We start from the raw sequence: 18,021 nt of genomic DNA, 5'->3' as shown, positions 1-18,021 counted from the left end.
ACAAGCCCCTCTTTTTTGTTTCCTCTAGGTTATACCCCTATATAAATTCTGCTATGTTTAGTTTTGAAGGGGACTGGTAAGATAGACTTGTCTCTTGTCTGCTTAGAGGAGTAGTAATGATGGTGGAGACTTTTCAAGAGAGAGGAAGTACAGCCAATGAGTAGGAAGCGAAAAATCAGCTTAATTAGTTTAGTCATCATTTTGTTTTTTGTCACAGTCGGCTCAGCATACTTTGCTGTAGCGGGTAGCTATTTAAAGAAAACGATTGATAAAGGCTATGTCCCCATAAAAAATGATTATACTGAAGCGCAAAATAAAGATAGTCAATCGTTTTTGGTCATGGGTCTAGACAATACAATTGAACGGAAATTAGGCACAACTAGGACTGATGCTATGATGGTGATTACCGTGAATAACAAGACGAAGAAAATAACCTATTTAAGTTTGCCACGGGATAGTTTTGTTCAAATTGATGCGAAAAATTACCAAGGGATGCAGCGAATTGAAGCTGCCTATACCTACGATGGACCAACAGCTTCTGTTAACACCGTTGAGAAATTATTGAATATTCCAATCAATCATTACGTTGTGTTTAACTTTTTATCTTTTATTAAGTTAATTGATGCGGTTGGTGGCATAGATATCAATGTCAAGCAGGCGTTTGATGGTGTTACCAAAGACGGGCCAGGATCCATTCATTTTGATGCAGGGAAACAGCATTTAGATGGTACGAAAGCTTTATCTTATGCCCGTGAAAGACATAGCGATAACGATATTATGCGTGGATTCCGACAACAAGAAATTATTCAAGCAGTTGAAGACAAGTTGAAATCTGGTCAATCAATCATGAAAATAATGGACATTATTGATTCGTTAAATGGAAACATTCAAACTGATGTGGATTCCAATGAATTGACTCATTTAGTCAAAGAAGGTTTGACTTGGACCAATTATGATAAACAACAGCTTTCTTTTGATTGGCGCACTTTTAGTAATGAAGGGCGCAGTATGGTTGAACTATATCCAGATAGTATTGAAAATGTCCGTCATCAATTACGTGTGTCTTTAAATTTAGAAAAGCCAGATGAACGAGATCAAGACGGCTATGTCTTCCATACGAACGGTGAATTTTTATATCAAAGTGATTATACCGTTCAAGATGAAGCAGCTGAGGAAAACGAAATGACTTCCATCAACGGCAATACGTATATTGGTGTTCCTGGCAATACACAGACTGGCCCGTTGCCATCAGTTAAAACGGAAAATGGCTTTATAAAATAATTTATTTTCCAAGTGTAGAAAATCCGAACATAACAGATTAAATAATCCGCTTACTTATTATTCTTCTAAGGAAAAAACGAAGGATTTTAGCAAGGAAACAGCGTATCATTTGATATAAACCCAACATTCCCTTTATAATGAAAGTAACAAGCAAATTTTTGTTACTTAGAAGGGGAAGGGAGCAAGGAGTTATGTTTAGTTATACAGATACCATTTTGTCAATTATGCAAAGAATTGAAGTATACAACGAAATTTTCAAAGCCATCTCTAAAGAAGTTCAAGAATACGGTTGTAATCAGGCTGCACATCGGAGAGGCCGTGACACTTATATGTTTTGCCGAAATAATGTGAATCGTTTTTTTACAGAAGAAATGATGTTTCGTAAAAATTTAGAGCCGTATTATGATAAAGAAGCAACGAAAATCTTGCTAGAAGGATTAGATACGTATAAAGAAGGAGTATTTTTCTGGTTAGAGGCATTAAGTGAATCTTGCCAAGTGACAGATGAATTGAAATATCAATTAGGAATCCGCCAAAAAGAATCCTCTTATTTATTAATTAATCAAGCTTGTAAAGAAGCCTGTGAGGGCATTCAAAGCGCTCATAGTGTTCATAAGATGTAAAAAGTTAGGGATAGCTGTCAATCTGGCAGTTATCCCTAACTTTTTTATTTCAATATCATCTGATAAGCATAACGTTCGCCATCGTTAACATCTAAAATCACGTCACCTTGATAAACAAAGCCAGCTTTTTTAATCAGGTGCTGCATAGCGAGATTTTGTGGATGTGTATCAATTCGAATATCAGTAGCGCCTTGCAAACGAGCGGCTGTAACCAGTGAGCGCAAAAGCACCAAGGCCAGTCCTTGACCTTGAAAGGAACTTTTTAGAGCAACACGATGAATTGCCGTATACGTAGCTTGAGAATGAGGTTGCCAAGAACCATTAAAAATCGCTTCATAAGCAGGATCAATCTCCGAACATAAAACACCAACGCCTGCCAAGGTATCCTCAACCATTAAAATATAGCAAGTTTGCTGGTCGATATCTTTTGCTAAAATTTCTTGATTCGGGCCATCGCCGTTTTGCCATTGGGGAATGCCACTTTTTTGTAAGGTGCGGCGTCCATCTTCAATGATAGCAAGGATGTCTGGCAAATCAGAAGGTTCTGCTTTTCTTAAGTAAACAGTCAAAAAATATTCCCTCCTCTTAGAAACCTGTTGTTGTTTTCAATTGGTAAATTTTTGAAGGGCGGCCAATGCCAACGGGACGTTCACCTAACTCTTCAAAATATTGTGTCATGGCTTTTTTAAAATTTGAATGGTCAATGCTACGATAATCAACGCCGAGGAACTTCGCAAAAACTTTACGGGCTTCCGTAATGGTGAAATCTTTTCCTAAGACTTGAAGCACTTGCGGTTCATGTTCCATTTTATCAACAACACGATTAAACGCCTTAATTATAATTTCACTATGGTCGAAGGCTAATGTATCTTTACCAAGAGAGGCCGCTGTTTTCAAGTCTAAAGTAATTTCCACATCTTCATGAGATAACGTGATATGTTGACCATGCCGTTCAAGATTGAACCAGTGGACTTCTTTGGCATCGTCGCCAGCAATTAAAGGTTCTTCACCAATAAAGGCTAAATAGCTGACTGTCACGACCCAGCCACGAGGATCACGATCTGGGCGACTAAAGCTGTGTAATTGTTCAATATTTTCTTGAGAAATCACCACACCAGTTTCCTCTTTTGTTTCTCTTAAAACACTATCTTCAGTAGATTCGTTACGATTAACAAAACCGCCAGGAAGCGCCCATGAGTTTCTAAAGGGGTGACCTTTACGTTGAATCAGTAAGACTTTTAATTGATCGGCTTCCTTGTTGTAACAAAGAAGAACCATATCAACGGTTAAAGAGGGTTTTTCATATTCAGGTAATTCTTGTTGATGATACCAAGTTAAAAACTCTGCTAAGCTAGCTTGGCGTTCATAATAATTTTTTTCTTCGGCTTTAGAAGCAAATTGTGGCACAATTGCTCCTCCTTTCAAAAAGAAACATGGTTTTCTTTTATTGTATCATTAAGTGGCTGAAATACAATATTCAAGCGTAAAAAGAAAAGCAAGCCTGGGACAAAAATCACTTTGGATTTTTGTCCCAGGCTTGTACTATAAGAAGTTTGTTCTAAACGTTGTTTATTGTGTTAATTCTAATAATTTATTTTTCAAATCTTCTTCCATATGGCCAAGTTCGATTTCGGCAGCTTGGCGTTTTTCTTTTCCTTCTTGTTGAATACGTAATGTTTCTTGGATAGTTTCAATTAAATCATTTTGTGTTTTTTGTAATGTTTCAATATCGACTAGGCCACGTTCGTTTTCTTTTGCTGTTTCAATTGCAGAAATTTTTAGCATTTCTGAATTTTTCTTCAGTAAGTCATTGGTGGTTTCAGAGACTTGACGTTGAGCAGTCACAGCATCTTTTTGACGGAGTAAGGTCAAGGCGATGACTACTTGGTTTTTCCATAACGGAATCGCTGTATTCACCGATGATTGAATTTTCTCAGCCAAAGCTTGGTTAGTATTTTGGATTAAACGAATTTGTGGGGCTTGTTGAATCGTAATTTGACGAGCCAAGCGTAAATCATGGGTTCTTTTTTCTAAACGGTCTAGGAATTGGTTATAATCATTAACAATTTGGACATCCATTTGATCCCCAGATTCTTCCGCTTTTTTCATGGCTTCAGGGATAATTTGCGTCCGTAGATCTTCTGCTTTTAATTCCCCAGCGGCAATATAGATGTTTAAGGCATCAAAATAATCTTTATTTTTTTGATACAATTGATCTAACATGGCATTATCTTTTAAAAGACCATCTTTTTCATGGGTTAATTTGACAGCAATTTTGTCAATTTGCGCACCAATTTTTTGATATTTGGCGGTAATTTCGTAAACGGATTGTTTGACTTTACCTAACATTTTTTGAATAAAGTTGCCTTCGCCAGCACGTAATTCATTGGGATTGGCTTCATTTAAACGAAACATTAGATCGGTCAGTGAATCACCAACAGGACCAATGTCTTGTGCTTGAACGTGGTTTAACATCGCTTGCGAAAATTCGCCGAGTTTGATTTGGGCATTTGAACCATAGGTAATTACTGCTTGTGAATCTTGGACGTCAATTTTTGAAGCTAACTCTTTTGCTTGGGCTTGACGTTCTTGTGGTAATTTATCAATTAAACGAGGAGCTGCTTGCTGTTCTTTTAACTCAGATAGTTCATTTTGTTGCGTTGGTGTTAGTTCATCCATTGATGAAAATGGATTACTTAATAAATCATCCAATGTATTGGTTACAGATGTTGTTTCTTTGGGTTGTTGCTCAGTCATTTTTTTTCCTCCCTAATGATTATTGCTGGTCTTCGTTTACTTGAGGTGATTCCTCAGTTGCAGCTTTTTGCGACAAGCTGCTTTTAGCGATCGACATTTCGACATCTAAATCGTCTAAGTCATCGGAAACGATTTCCTCATAATCATTTTTAACTAATTTTGACAATTGGTCAATGATTTGTGCGCTTTCTTCTAATTTTTCATACGTTTGTTTGTTTTTTACTTCATGTTGTTCGATTTCTAAATGTTTACTTGTTAAGTCAACGATATTTGGTAAATGTGTATAGAGAAAGTGATTGGCTAAGTGTAACTTTTTAGGTTCTTTCACTAACTCTTTAAACAGAGCTTTAGAAACCTTCGTAGTATCATTACGTAAGTCAATCGCCCGTAATTTAGTTGAACGATTCATGTTTTCTTGTAATTGTATGATTTGTTTTTTGGCTGTGCTCATTGTACTTCTGAAAAAATCAATTTCTTGTGGAGATAACCCCAACTCACGATAATGGGCTTCTTTATCTTTTGTTAAGTAAGGCATTTGATCGCTCTTGTCGGCGGCATTTTTCTTTTTTCGATAGAGAACGAATACTAAAAAGCCTACCAGAATCACAAAAGCGAAGAAGCCATATTCTCTAGCGACAGCAATGATTAAGGCTCCTAAAAGAATATAGCCAATCAGTAATTTTGTATTTAATTTGTTCATTTATATAGTTCCTCCTATCTATCTAATCCTCGAAAGAGTCAGCTCTCGTTACAATAGTTATTTTAGCATACTCTGTGAGAGAAAAGACATACAGCGGAAGATGTATTTTATGATTTAGTGAAATCCTAAGAAAAAAAGTATAAAACGCAAAAAAAGACCCGTCCTAATTGGGGGTAGGACGGGAAAGGAGTTAAAAATGAAAAAGTGTTTTGTTAGGGTTGTTTGTTGGTATGCTTAAATAATACAAGGAAGTTGTGAATTTTTTATGTCTATTTTTTTTCGAAAATGTAATTTTTTTCTAAAGCAATAAATTTTTTTCTTTGAAAAGGGTTTAACTAGAGAAGAAGGGGTGCGATTTTTATCATTTTAGGGTATGATAAACAAGAAAGGTTGGTGAAAGATATGTTAAATTATGAGGACTTCGAAGAAAAAACACTTCAACGTCGAGAAATTTTTAAAGGAAAGATTATTGATGTTTTTTTGGATGACGTGGCTTTACCGACAGGCGGCACTGCTAAACGCGAATTGGTTTTTCATTCAGGCGCAGTAGCTATGATTCCGTTAACCGCAGAAGGAAAAATCGTCTTAGTTAAACAATTTAGAAAACCCTTGGAACAAGTAATTTTAGAAATTCCGGCGGGAAAAATTGATCCTGGAGAAGAAAATCAACTGGAAACGACGGCTATGCGGGAATTGGAAGAAGAAACTGGGTATCGTGCAGGTCAGCTCACCTACATAAATTCAATGTATCTGTCACCAGGATTTGCTAATGAAAAATTGGCTCTCTATTTGGCAACGGATTTGCAGAAAGTCGAAAATCCGCGTCCTCAAGATGAAGATGAAATCTTGGAACTTTACGAGCTAACAATAGCTGAAGCCAAAGCAGAAGTGGCAAAAGGCACGATTTGTGATGCCAAAACACTTTTTGCTATACAATACTGGGAATTGTATTTACTGCAGAGACAGTTTAAGGAGGACACGCAATGAGCAAAGGTCCGTTAGTCACTCGGACAGAGCTTCGCAAACGCAGAGAAGCAGAAGAAAAAGAAGCGGAACGTCGTCAGCAAGAAGAGCAGAAGCTGGCGGAAAAAGCGTATAAGCGAAAAGAAAAAGAAATTTCGACGTTTTATCGTAAAGAAAAGAAAAAACAAAAACCAATCAACAAGTCACGAGTAGGAGAATACTCGAAGCGTCGAGAACGGAGTACTTGGTTAAACAAGGCAATTATTATTGTAGCGATTTTATTAGCCGTTGTGGCATATATCGTTTTGAATTTATAGAAAAGAGGAATCACTATGAAAATTGGAATTATTGGAGCAATGGATCAAGAGGTCAAAATTCTAAAAGAAAAATTGACAGACACGATGTCATGGGAACGAGCAGGCGCTTTATTTGTTTCTGGTTCGTTAGGAAGACATGAGGTGATTGTGGTTCGTTCAGGAATTGGTAAAGTGGCCTCAGCTGTGACCACGACTTTATTGATTCATCAATATGGCGTAAATATGGTGATTAATACCGGTTCTGCTGGTGGTATCGGTGAAGGACTAAAAGTCGGCGATTTAGTCATTGCGGACAAATTAGCTTACTTTGATGTTGATGTCACTGGTTTTGGTTATGCCTATGGACAATTGCCTGGTGGTGTGCCTTTGTATTTTGAAACAAGTGAATACTTACGGATGGAAATTGCGAAAGCTGCTGAAAAAACTGGTTTAGCTATTCGTAAAGGATTGATTGTTACTGGAGATACTTTTGTGGACAGCGCTGAGAAAATTGCCAAAATTAAGAAAGAGTTTCCTGAAGCCTTAGCTTGTGAAATGGAAGGCGCAGCAATTGGCCAAGCCGCTTCACAGTTCAATATTCCATTCTTAGTTGTACGGGCAATGAGTGATACAGCAGATGGCGAAGCAACTCAAAGCTTTGACGAATTCATCGATGAAGCTGGGAAAAAATCAGCCGAAATGGTTATTCATTTTGTCGAAAACTTAGTTTAAAAAGAGAAAGAAACAGCCATCATTTCATCAATGAAATGATGGCTGTTTCTTTTTGCTTATTGTCACTTAATGGAAAGTTTTTAAATACTGTTCTTTTTGTTTGCGCGTTAATTTTTTAAAGGCGGCTTCGGCTTTGGTGGCCGCGCTACGTGTTTCAAATTTCTCTGTATGAATCATTTCGACTGGCCGTCGTTTGGCTAATCGAGTATATTTTGCACCAGTTCCGCTATTATGTTCGGTTAATCGACGTTCTGGCTCAGTTGTATAGCCACCGTAAAAGGAACCATCTTGGCAAAGTAAAACATAAAAATAATGGGATTTCTTATTCTCCATACAGCATAGCCTTCATTTCTGCTTCGTATTCGTTCTTTTCATTGTATGTAAAAAGAGGTGGTAACACACGAAAACCGTCTTTTTTGCCTTGTTTAATGCCTTCAATTAGTAAAACATTGGCTTCTTTGCCTGGCTTCGGATAAACAAACCGAGCTTTTTTCGGCGCAATATTGGCGTTTTCCATGGCATGTAAAATATCCAGGAAACGATCAGGACGATGAACCATTGCGAGGCGACCATTTGTTTTTAATAAATCCGCCGACACAGTGACCACTTCTTGAAGAGACGTGTGAATTTCATGACGGGCAATCGCTAAATGCGGGTTTGGATTTTTTTGGCTAGTTGGTCGTTCTTTAAAGTATGGGGGGTTACATAGTACTAAATCCACAGAATCTTTTTTGATGACCTCTGTCGCTTGTTTTAAATCACGTTCATACATCGTTACTTGTTTTTCCAATTTATTTAATAGAATACTTCGTTGCCCCATATCTGCCAAACGAGGTTGTAATTCGATTTGGTCGATCTTTGCAGCTGTTTTCCGACTAACGAAGAGGCCGACCGCGCCATTGCCAGCACACAAATCGACAATCTTGCCTTTTTTTGGTAGTTGCGGAAAATTAGCCAATAAGACTGCATCAATGGAAAAAGAAAAGACTTCTTTGCTTTGAATAATTTGAATATCATCCGCATATAATTGATCAATCCGTTCGCCGGATAATAACATAGATTAAGAACCTCCAACTTTTCATCTGATTGTTCATGTATTATACTACTTTTAAACCCATATGACAAAATCTGTTCGCTAGATTAGTAGGAACATGTTATTTCTCTGATTGATAGACGTAAAAAAAGCTTGTCAAAAGGTAGAGCTTTCGGCATACTAGAAAGCGGAGAGAAGAAAGGAAGAAAATTATGTTTTTTACATTTATGCGTGGCGTGGTTCGCGTCATTTTATTTGTGATTAATGGAAATGCACATTATGAAAATAAAGAAAAATTACCAAAAGACCAAAACTATATCTTAGTTGCGCCGCATCGAACATGGTGGGAACCGCTGTATTTAGCTGTTGCTGGCAGTCCTAAGAAGTTTAGCTTTATGGCAAAAAAAGAGTTGTTTAAAAATCCTGTTTTACGTTTCATTTTAAAACATGCGAATGCGTTTCCGGTGGATCGTGAGAAGCCCGGTCCCAGCGCGATTAAAACACCTGTCAAAATTTTAAAAAATTCTGATTTAAGTTTGATTATGTTCCCCAGTGGCACGCGTCATTCCTCAGAATTAAAAGGTGGGGTAGCCTTGATTGCTAAAATGGGTCGAGTACCTATCGTGCCATCTGTTTATCAAGGTCCGTTAACTTTAAAAGAGTTGTTTAAACGTAAAAAAGTAACGGTTCGTTTTGGGGAGCCAATCGATATTAGCGATATTAAAAAAATGGATAAAGACGGTTTAGCTGAAGTGGAACGTCGGATGCAAGAAGCATTTGATCAGTTAGATAAAGAAATTGATCCAACTTTTAAATATGAATCAACAGAAAAAGAATAAAACAAACCGCTATAGAATAGGAATGTTACTGGCAGGTAGTCTCATCAAAAGATGATGCTCCCTGTCTTTTTTCTTGCGTTAAGAAAAAAGTTTGTTAAAAATCTAATTCTTCTGTCCGATTTTCTTAAAAAATACCAGAAATTTGTTATAATAATAAGAAGGACTTTTTTAGGCGGTGAAAAAATGAAATTTTTACATACAGCAGATTGGCATATTGGCAAAAAATTACATGGTTTTGATTTGTTGGCAGAACAAAGGGAAGCCTTTAAACAAATCTTAGCAATTGCGAAAGAAGAGCAAGTGGATGCTGTTGTGATCGCTGGAGATTTGTATGATCGCTCTGTTCCAGCAGTTGAAGCAGTCGAGATTTTTAATGAAATGATGATTCAAATGAATCTCAAAGAGCATTTCCCCGTGTTAGCTATTTCGGGAAACCATGATAGCAGCACTCGTTTAGAAACAGGAGGCCCTTGGTTTAACCAAACGCAATTTCATTTGAATACGCGTTTAGAACAAGCCTTTCAACCAATTGAAATCGACAATACCCAATTTTATTTGTTGCCTTATTTTGAACCGATTGCGGCTCGCTTATATTTTGAAGATGAAACGATTCGAACGATTCAGGCGGCGATGGAAAAAGTTGTCGCGAAAATGCAGGAATCTTTTCTTCCCAACAAAAAACAGGTGTTAGTTAGTCATTTTTTTGTCGCTGGCAGTGAAAAAACTGATTCTGAAACAAAATTAACAGTGGGTGGTTTGGATGTTGTTCCGACGGCTTTGTTAGAGCCTTTTGATTACGTCGCGTTGGGCCACTTACATGGAAAAAATGCGTTGCAGGCACCTAATGCTCGATACAGTGGCTCGCCTGTAAAATTTTCTTTATCAGAAATGACACAAGAAAAGGGTGTTTGGCTTGTTGAAACAGAAACTGAAGTTCATTTTCAATTCCGTGCTTTGAAACCATTGCGAGACATTCAACAATTGACGGGCTCGTTTCAGCAGTTAACGGATCCCGCTTTTTATCAAGAAGTGAATCGGGAAAATTATTTACATGTCCAATTAACCGACCGAGCGATCATTCCCAACATGATGAATCAATTGCGAAAAATTTACCCCAAAATTATTGGGTTGGAACGTTTGAATGGTCGAGAAACAAGCAACGGAAATCAGAAAAAAGTGGTACAAATAGAACAACGTTCACCAGAAGAACATCTGCATGACTTTTTTAACGATGTGACAGGAGAGGCCTTGACAGAACAACAAGCACAATGGGTCCAAGAAGAACTGAGTACACTTAATCAATTAGAAAGAGGGAAGTAACAGGATGAAACCATTATCTTTAACATTGAAAAACTTCGGACCGTATATTAATGAAACCATTGATTTTACGAAGTTTGAAGATTCTTCACTTTTTCTAATTAGTGGAAAAACAGGGTCTGGGAAAACAACGATTTTTGATGGAATGAGCTATGCTTTGTTTGGTGAAAGTTCTGGGAAATTACGTTTAGGCAAAGAAATGCGTTCCACATTTGCTGACCCCTCAGAAGCCACTGAAGTTACTTTGCTTTTTAAACATAACGAGTATCTCTATGAACTGAACCGCCTTCCCGAACAAGAACTTTTTAAAAAACGTGGCACAGGAGTCCGTAAACAAAGTGCCAAAATTTCTTTAATTGTCAAAGATGCTCAAGGGAAAGAACTACGAGCCTATTCTAAAAGACGCGAAGTGGACGAACTCATTCAAGAATTATTGCATTTGAATGCCAATCAATTTGCTCAAATTGTATTGTTACCACAAGGAGAGTTTCGGACTTTTTTAATTGCTAAAAGTGATGAAAAAGAAAAGGTTTTGCGTAATTTATTCGGAACAGAATTGTATCAGTTGTTCAGCGAAAATTTAAAAGAACGCTTAAAAATTGCCAATCAAGAGATTCAAGAAACCCAGCAAAAAATTGAACTGAAAACAGAACAGTTGCATTGGTCAGAAGAACCTGAACCGACAATGACACTTTTTGAAAAACTTCAATTATTAGAAAGCCAACAACAAGAGGCTCAGCAACAACTATTAGTTGAAAGAGAACAAATTGCAACCTTAAAACAAGCCAAACAAGCAAAAGAGCAAGTTCGTTATGCCATTGAAGAACGGCAAAACTTGCAACAGCAAAAAGAAGAATTACTGGAAAAGAAAGCAAAACAAGCTGAACAGGAAACCGTCATTGAGCGGCTAAAGGAACAGATTCAGCAATTAAAATGGAGCCAAAAACAGCAATCTTTAGCTGAAAAAGTCTTTGAAAAACGAAGCGAAAAACAACAAAAAGAGCAAGAAACAAAGTCCAAACAACAAGCTCTTATGGAAACGCAACAAGCATTGACAGATTGGCAAGCAATCATGAGTGAGTTGGAAGAACAACAACCATTGATTGCTGAAAAACAAGAACGTCTTCAAACGATTCAACGTCAATTACCACAATACCAAGAATATGAACAGTTAGCCCAACAACAAATAGCAGAACAAGCCAATTATCAAGCCATTCAAAAAGAGTATGAATCTTGCCAACAGGAAAAAATAACATTAGCGGATAAAGTGGCGACAGCCAAACAATTTATTGAACAAGAAGGAACACTTGAAAAAGCAAATTTTGAATGTTCTAGTGTAGCAGATCATTGGCAAAATTTTGTAGAACGTTGGCAAAAAAATCAAAAAGCTTGGCAAAAAATTAGTCAAAACCAAGTGGAATTGCACGAGTTGACACAACGGTTTGCTGTTGAACAGCAACAAAAAAGCGCCGAAGAAGCGAAGTTGCAGACAAAGAAAAGTCAATGGGCCTCTTTACAAATCCAACGATTAAGCTTGTTACTTGAAGAGGGGGAACCTTGCCCAGTTTGTGGCTCTTTAGAACATCCAAAGCAACAAACTCATCAAGAAGTTTCCTTAGAAGAGATTGATCAAGCGGAACGGGAATTAACGGAAGTTGAAAAAACGGTTCAACGATTTACTGAAACGCTCTCTGCATTAGGGGCGGAAAAGCAACAGAAAGAAAGCCAATTACAAGAACAGGAAGCTGCGTATACTGAGGAACAAGAACAATTAGCAGCGCAGTTTGCTGACTTGCAGTTGCCGTTAACAGGACTAACTTTTTCACAAGTAACACCTGCAGAAATTGCGGAAGTTGAGTCGCAATTAGCTAAAGAAAAACAACAAATAGCACAAAAACTAACGGAAATTTCAGTCGAAAAGGACCGTCTGGCGGAACTAGAAGAACAAGTAGCTGGAAATTCTCAACGCTTTGAAGTGCTCCGACAACAAGTAGAAACAATGCAACAAAGTCTGGAAAGAATCACTATCCAGCAGCAAATGATTGCTAGCCAATTATTGGATGCAACCGTCACATACGAAGAAATGACCAAACAACAAGCTTTGCTTCAAGAAGAACTCTCTGCATTTGAACGTCAAAAAGAAAACGTGACGACACAAGGAGAAACCTTGAAGAAAGAAGAAATGATCCTTGAAAGTACGTTGACGCATTTGGAGAAAGAACAACAAACACTTCAACAAACAGTCGCGCAACTTGAGAGTCAGTTAAACGCAGTTTTAACGGAACAAGGCGTGACAGAGGACCAATTGACGGAGTGGTTGAAAGAAGTACCGACACTAGAAAGTCAGCAAGAACAAATTGCTTTATTTGAACAAGAGCAAACCCAACTGACTATCCAACTCGCTGAAATTGAAAAAAAATTATCTAGTGATACGTTCCCAGAATTATCTTTAATCACCACAGAAATTGAACAAATAACACAACAAATTGAAGAACAAGAAAAAAAATACTATCAACTGCATGAAAAAATGCAAAATAACCAACAGTTGGTTCAAGAAATTAATGCGCAAAGAACAACAATTGAAGACAAGTTTGCGGAAGTTGCTGCACTACAGCAGTTGGCAGATACGGTGAATGGCAATAATCCTAAAAAAATTAGTTTTGAACGGTATATGTTACAAACGTATTTAGAAAGAGTGCTGGCAGTCGCTAATCAGCGTTTAGACCGCCTGACCAATAGTCGTTATCAATTTGAATTGAATCACGAAGCAGGCAGTTATCGGAATCAAACGGGGCTAGAAATCAATATTTATGATGACAATTCGGGGACGGTGCGCAGTGCTCACACGTTATCAGGCGGGGAAAGTTTTATAGCAGCGTTAGCTTTGGCACTTTCTTTAGCAGAAGTGATTCAAGAACAAGCCGGCGGAGTCTTAATTGATGCGTTGTTTATTGATGAAGGCTTTGGTTCCTTAGATGAAGAAGCATTGGAAATGGCAATGGAGGCGTTAGAAACGATTGAAAATGAAGGCCGCATGATTGGGATTATTAGTCATATTGGCGAATTAAAAGCACGAATTCCACAACAATTACAAATAAAAAGCAATGGGAATGGTCAAAGTACCGTTCACTATCAGCTAGCTTAGTAGAAGAGGAGGTGAGTCGATGAAATGGAGTATTCCAGAGCGAATCGTTGAACAAGGGCGCGAATATATGCAAGAAGGCCGGGTCTTATCTATCGTTCAAAATCCAGAAAAAAGGATCTGGTTGTCTGAGGTTTTAGGGGAAGAACTTTATCTTGTTGAATTGGATGGTACCGCCAAAGAACAAGATGTTTGTGAATGTCAATATTGGATGGAACATGGCTATTGCAAGCATACAGTGGCAGTTGAACTGGCACTGAAACAACGAGGCGTGTCAAGAATTATTCAAGCGAATCAAACAGTCAGTTTTGAGAAAACAAATCGATCAACAGCTGAAATGTTTACCAAAGGCTTTGCCAAATTAAGCAAAGCTTCTGCCGAAGTTCCCTTGCAGCCTTTACGTTTAGAATTTCATTTAGATGTGATCGAAACGAATAATTACTATCCAGAATTATCAACGATTGGTCTTTCTTTAAAAATTGGTTTGGAAGGCACCAAACCTAAAACATATATTGTGAAAAATATTGGTGATTTTTTACAAGCATATGAAAAAGAAATGACCTTTATGGTGAATAAACAACACCAATTTACCTTGCTACATGATTCTTTTTCAATGGAGATTCAAGAAATTTTAACAGAACTTGCGGCAATTTATCATACCAGCCAATTATTAGGTGCAAACGGTATTCAAGTTAAAGGGAAAATCGACAAACGTTATCTATTATTACCAATTGATCGCAGTCAATCGTTAGTTGAAAAAATGAATCGAACGGGTCAGTTTATATTGACCAATCAAACTCATAAGTATCGCTATCTAACGTTCAAAGAAACCAGTTTGCCACTTACGTTTACAGTGCAAAAAACCGAGGAACAAAGCTTCAAATTAACTATTCAGAATCCTATTACAACGTTTCTAGCCCACTATCACTGGGCGATTGCGGATCAAACGGTTTATTTACTAACAGAAGAGCAGGAAGCCATCTACACCACGTTACTTCAATTAATGAAACGCTTGGAAGAGCCGTCAATTATTTATGAAAAAGAAACAGTTTCTGATTTATTTAGTGAAGTGTTACCATTATTGGAAAAAATTGGTCGAGTGTCTGTTGAAGAATCAGTTGAAGAACTAGTCGTCCATCATCCTTTAAAAGCAGTCTTTATTTTTAAGAAAATTAAAGGTCGGATTAATGCTCGAATTGACTATCACTATGGAGAAGTCATTTTCTCGACAAACCCGAAATATGCTCAATTACCTGAAGTCAATCAAGAAATCGTTCGAGATAAAGCAAAAGAAACAGCAATTAAGCAGCAATTTCAACAGTTTGCCTATCAGCAAACAACCACAGGCTTTGAAAAAGTCTTACCTGCTGGGGAGTCCTTGTATTATTTCTTTAAAGCCGAAGTACCAGCTTTCCGTCAATTAGGAGAAGTTCGGATGGGACGGAAATTACGGGAATTGTATTTAGATGCCCAGCATCATCAACCAACGATTGAAGTTGCGGAAGGGGATTCTTGGTTGGATATTCGGTTTGATGTCACTGGCATTGATGAAACCGAAATCGATGCAGTATTGACTAGTCTGCTACGTAATGATGCTTTTTATACGTTAAAAAGTGGTGAAATTCTTGCTTTTGATTCAGAGGAATTTTTCCATACAAGTGCAATTTTAACGAAGCTGCGAAAAAATATGCATCAAGAAGACAATGTCATTCATGTGCCCAAAAACCAAGGCCTCATGATCGAAAGTTTATTAGAAGACAATGAGCGAGCACATTTTTCAGATTCCTTTAAAAAAATGGTCACGGATTTAACGCATCCAGAAAACTTTGAAGCGCAAGTCCCCAAAACCTTACAAGCAACGTTACGCCATTACCAAGAAACAGGGTATAAATGGCTGAAAATGCTTAGCCATTATCAATTTGGCGGTATTTTAGCTGATGAAATGGGTTTAGGGAAGACACTGCAAACCATTACCTATTTACTTTCGGAAAAAGAAGAAGAGCGCTTGAAAGGGACAGCTTTGATTGTCGCTCCTGCAAGTTTAACCTATAACTGGTTAGCCGAAGTCAAACGTTTTGCGCCAACCTTAAATGTTCAAGTGGTTTCTGGCAATCGCCAAGAACGAGCAGCGCTTTTACAAAATAGCACCGAAGATATTCTGATTACTTCTTATGCAAGTATGCGACAAGATGTTCAGCTTTATCAGGAAATGCGTGTCGGCTATTTGATTTTAGATGAGGCCCAAATGGTTAAAAATAGTGGAACTAAAACGGCGCAAGCCTTAAAAAGTTTAAAAGTACCCCAACGTTTTGCATTAAGTGGCACACCAATTGAAAATAATTTAGATGAACTGTGGTCAATTTTCCAAATGATCTTACCGGGATTGTTCCCAGGCAAAAAAGCCTTTCGAGAAATTAAGCCGGAAGAAATTGCCAAAATGATTCAACCATTTATTTTGCGACGAGATAAGAAAACGGTGCTCGCAGATTTACCAGAAAAAATTGAAAATAATATGTACAGTGTCTTAACAGAAGAACAAAAAACGGTTTATTTGGCCTATCTAAAACAAATGCAAGCAGATGTCAGTCAAATGGATCAGGCGACCTTCAAGAAAAATCGCATGAGTATTTTAGCAGGCTTGACCCGTTTACGACAAATCTGTTGCGATCCGCGTTTGTTTATTGAGGATTACACGGGAGGTTCTGGCAAAGTGGAACAAGTCAAAGACTTTTTAGTGGCTGCCAAAGAAAACAATCGTCGTGTCCTATTATTTTCTCAGTTCACAAGCATGCTTTCTATCTTAGAAAAAGAATTAAATGAATTAGGCTTAGAGACGTTTTATTTACGAGGAAGTACGAAGCCTCAAGATCGGTTAACGATGGCGAATGCCTTCAATGAAGGAGAAAAAGATGTCTTCTTAATTTCATTGAAAGCAGGGGGAACCGGACTAAATTTAACTGGTGCAGATACAGTTATTTTATACGATTTATGGTGGAATCCCGCAGTCGAAGAACAAGCGGCTGGTCGGGCGCACCGCATGGGACAGAAAAAGGTTGTTGAAGTGTGGCGGATGATTGCAGAAGGAACGGTTGAAGAAAAAATGAATTCCTTACAGCAAGAAAAACGCGAGCTGTTCCAAAAAGTGATTCAAGGAAATGAAGAGCAATTAGCGAAAATGACGGAAGAAGATATTCGCACAATTTTAAGCATTGGGGAATAGCCGTTCAACTTAGTTGCTATCTTATTTAAAGAGAAATGGAGTAATTCGTTTGAAACAAAAAGAATATATGGAATATCGGCCGCTAGGTGAAGAAATTGAACGGATTCGTAAAGGGAAAAATATTCCTCTGCGTGTCTTTGATGAAAATGGTGTTTCTAGTCGAAGTTATCAACGCTTTGTCCAAGGAAATAGTGAATTGCGTATTTCGGATTTAGCCATTATTGTCGAAATCTTGTCTATTTCGCCGATGGAAATGACAGAAAAATTAACGCCAATGTCCAAAACAGTTTTAGCTAAGGAGCAGTTTAATCAAGCAATCTTTAGTAAAAATTTTCAAGAAAGTAGTCGAATCGTTGCAGATTATCGGGCGTATTATGATAAATCGTCTTTTGCTTTAGGAAAGCAAGAAGTAATGTATTCGATGTTGGCGTTGGAATATCTTTTTAACCCTCAAACAGTTGTGACAAAAGAAGAGATTATTGCATTAGAAAATCAGATTCTGGAACGATTAATTAATGCCGATGTGTATACTATTTTTAATTTGAAATTTTTAGCATTACAAAAAAACGTTGGCTTGCAGCCGTTTCCAACTTCGTTACTTTTTCGTGTGCTACAATCTGTCAATGAGCGGGAAATTATTGATATTCGCTCGCTAGAAATTATCGAGCAAGTAATTATTGATTTTTTATTTGCGGCGATTGTCAGCCAAAATGTTCCCCATATTCTTCATGTATTAGGCATGTTTAAAGAATATGAAGTGGGTGAAAATAACTGGCGAATGATCCTCTGGAAAAAAATAGCAGAAAAAATAGAAATGATTTTAACCAATGAAGAAATATTCGCAGATTGGTCAATCTTTAAAGAACAAATCCTCTTATCTATCACATTGTTTTTACCAAAAGCCAAACAAGAATTTTTTGCTGGGCAATTGGAAAAAATAGAGGATAGTTTAAAAGAAATAAAAGAAAACTAGGCATAATTGAGAATTTGTCATAATACATTCTGGTTGTGTTTAGCGACAAAGAGCGCCAAATAGGGGTAGAAAACCCTATTTGGCGCTCTTTGTCTTGTCTATACAAATTAATTTGGACAGTTTGTCGTAATTGAACCCATTTTCA

Annotated in this window: 16 protein-coding genes; 10 read left to right on the top strand and 6 right to left on the bottom strand. The window is 37.5% G+C overall.

Annotated elements, in window-relative coordinates:
* Positions 1–156: 156 nt before the first annotated feature.
* The gene (locus tag IGK96_RS10640; RefSeq protein ID WP_033625435.1) at positions 157–1,281 is read left to right on the top strand and encodes an LCP family protein; all 1,125 of its coding nucleotides are present in this window, start codon (positions 157–159) and stop codon (positions 1,279–1,281) included.
* 137 nt (positions 1,282–1,418) lie between these two features.
* Positions 1,419–1,904 carry a hypothetical protein gene (locus IGK96_RS10635; RefSeq protein WP_002356444.1) on the top strand — a complete coding sequence of 162 codons (486 nt, stop codon included), beginning with the start codon at positions 1,419–1,421 and terminating at the stop codon, positions 1,902–1,904.
* Between the two features lie 44 nt (positions 1,905–1,948).
* On the opposite strand, the gene IGK96_RS10630 is transcribed toward IGK96_RS10635, so the two are convergent.
* From IGK96_RS10630 to IGK96_RS10615, 4 genes are all read right to left on the bottom strand, one after another.
* Positions 1,949–2,473 (bottom strand): GNAT family N-acetyltransferase, encoded by a 525-nt coding sequence (locus IGK96_RS10630; protein ID WP_085443044.1) that lies wholly within the window; start codon positions 2,471–2,473, stop codon positions 1,949–1,951.
* Positions 2,474–2,489: 16 nt separating this feature from the next.
* On the bottom strand, positions 2,490–3,329 hold the full coding sequence (locus IGK96_RS10625; RefSeq protein ID WP_002384084.1) for an NUDIX domain-containing protein: 840 nt from the start codon (positions 3,327–3,329) through the stop codon (positions 2,490–2,492).
* A 144-nt stretch (positions 3,330–3,473) separates the two neighbouring features.
* Positions 3,474–4,661 (bottom strand): toxic anion resistance protein, encoded by a 1,188-nt coding sequence (locus tag IGK96_RS10620; RefSeq protein WP_113851301.1) that lies wholly within the window; start codon positions 4,659–4,661, stop codon positions 3,474–3,476.
* Positions 4,662–4,680: 19 nt separating this feature from the next.
* Positions 4,681–5,361 carry a 5-bromo-4-chloroindolyl phosphate hydrolysis family protein gene (locus IGK96_RS10615; protein ID WP_002356448.1) on the bottom strand — a complete coding sequence of 227 codons (681 nt, stop codon included), beginning with the start codon at positions 5,359–5,361 and terminating at the stop codon, positions 4,681–4,683.
* 402 nt (positions 5,362–5,763) lie between these two features.
* Here IGK96_RS10615 and IGK96_RS10610 point away from each other — a divergent pair, with 402 nt between their 5' ends.
* Genes IGK96_RS10610 through IGK96_RS10600 form a run of 3 tightly spaced genes read left to right on the top strand, consistent with a single transcriptional unit; the run spans position 5,764 to position 7,352 of the window.
* Complete coding sequence (locus IGK96_RS10610) at positions 5,764–6,348, top strand: NUDIX hydrolase (RefSeq protein WP_002356449.1); 585 nt, start codon at positions 5,764–5,766, stop codon at positions 6,346–6,348.
* The gene (gene macP / locus IGK96_RS10605; protein ID WP_002356451.1) at positions 6,345–6,641 is read left to right on the top strand and encodes a cell wall synthase accessory phosphoprotein MacP; all 297 of its coding nucleotides are present in this window, start codon (positions 6,345–6,347) and stop codon (positions 6,639–6,641) included. The genes IGK96_RS10610 and macP overlap by 4 nt, the downstream gene beginning before the upstream one ends.
* A 15-nt stretch (positions 6,642–6,656) precedes the next feature.
* The gene (locus IGK96_RS10600; RefSeq protein WP_002356454.1) at positions 6,657–7,352 is read left to right on the top strand and encodes a 5'-methylthioadenosine/adenosylhomocysteine nucleosidase; all 696 of its coding nucleotides are present in this window, start codon (positions 6,657–6,659) and stop codon (positions 7,350–7,352) included.
* A gap of 66 nt (positions 7,353–7,418) precedes the next feature.
* On the opposite strand, the gene IGK96_RS10595 is transcribed toward IGK96_RS10600, so the two are convergent.
* Both IGK96_RS10595 and IGK96_RS10590 read right to left on the bottom strand, forming a co-directional pair.
* Positions 7,419–7,685 carry a GIY-YIG nuclease family protein gene (locus IGK96_RS10595; protein WP_010707201.1) on the bottom strand — a complete coding sequence of 89 codons (267 nt, stop codon included), beginning with the start codon at positions 7,683–7,685 and terminating at the stop codon, positions 7,419–7,421.
* A complete protein-coding gene (locus IGK96_RS10590) occupies positions 7,675–8,409 on the bottom strand; it encodes a tRNA1(Val) (adenine(37)-N6)-methyltransferase (protein WP_002356457.1) in 735 nt (244 codons plus the stop codon). Before IGK96_RS10590 ends, IGK96_RS10595 begins: the two co-directional genes overlap by 11 nt.
* Positions 8,410–8,597: 188 nt before the next feature.
* Between IGK96_RS10590 and IGK96_RS10585 the strand changes: the two genes are divergently transcribed.
* From IGK96_RS10585 to elrR, 5 genes are all read left to right on the top strand, one after another.
* Positions 8,598–9,224 carry a lysophospholipid acyltransferase family protein gene (locus IGK96_RS10585; protein ID WP_010707202.1) on the top strand — a complete coding sequence of 209 codons (627 nt, stop codon included), beginning with the start codon at positions 8,598–8,600 and terminating at the stop codon, positions 9,222–9,224.
* Between the two features lie 51 nt (positions 9,225–9,275).
* On the top strand, positions 9,276–10,544 hold the full coding sequence (locus IGK96_RS10580) for an exonuclease SbcCD subunit D (protein ID WP_016618102.1): 1,269 nt from the start codon (positions 9,276–9,278) through the stop codon (positions 10,542–10,544).
* A 4-nt stretch (positions 10,545–10,548) separates the two neighbouring features.
* Positions 10,549–13,686 (top strand): SbcC/MukB-like Walker B domain-containing protein, encoded by a 3,138-nt coding sequence (locus IGK96_RS10575; protein WP_070415719.1) that lies wholly within the window; start codon positions 10,549–10,551, stop codon positions 13,684–13,686.
* Positions 13,687–13,705: 19 nt separating this feature from the next.
* The gene (locus IGK96_RS10570; protein WP_002362298.1) at positions 13,706–16,903 is read left to right on the top strand and encodes a DEAD/DEAH box helicase; all 3,198 of its coding nucleotides are present in this window, start codon (positions 13,706–13,708) and stop codon (positions 16,901–16,903) included.
* Positions 16,904–16,970: 67 nt separating this feature from the next.
* Positions 16,971–17,876 (top strand): Rgg family transcriptional regulator ElrR, encoded by a 906-nt coding sequence (gene elrR / locus IGK96_RS10565; RefSeq protein ID WP_016618104.1) that lies wholly within the window; start codon positions 16,971–16,973, stop codon positions 17,874–17,876.
* The last annotated feature ends 145 nt before the right edge of the window (positions 17,877–18,021 follow it).

Origin of the sequence: Enterococcus sp. DIV0682, from assembly GCF_051712685.1 — a bacterium.
GTDB lineage: Bacteria > Bacillota > Bacilli > Lactobacillales > Enterococcaceae > Enterococcus > Enterococcus faecalis.
This window is presented reverse-complemented; position numbering and strand designations above follow the sequence as displayed.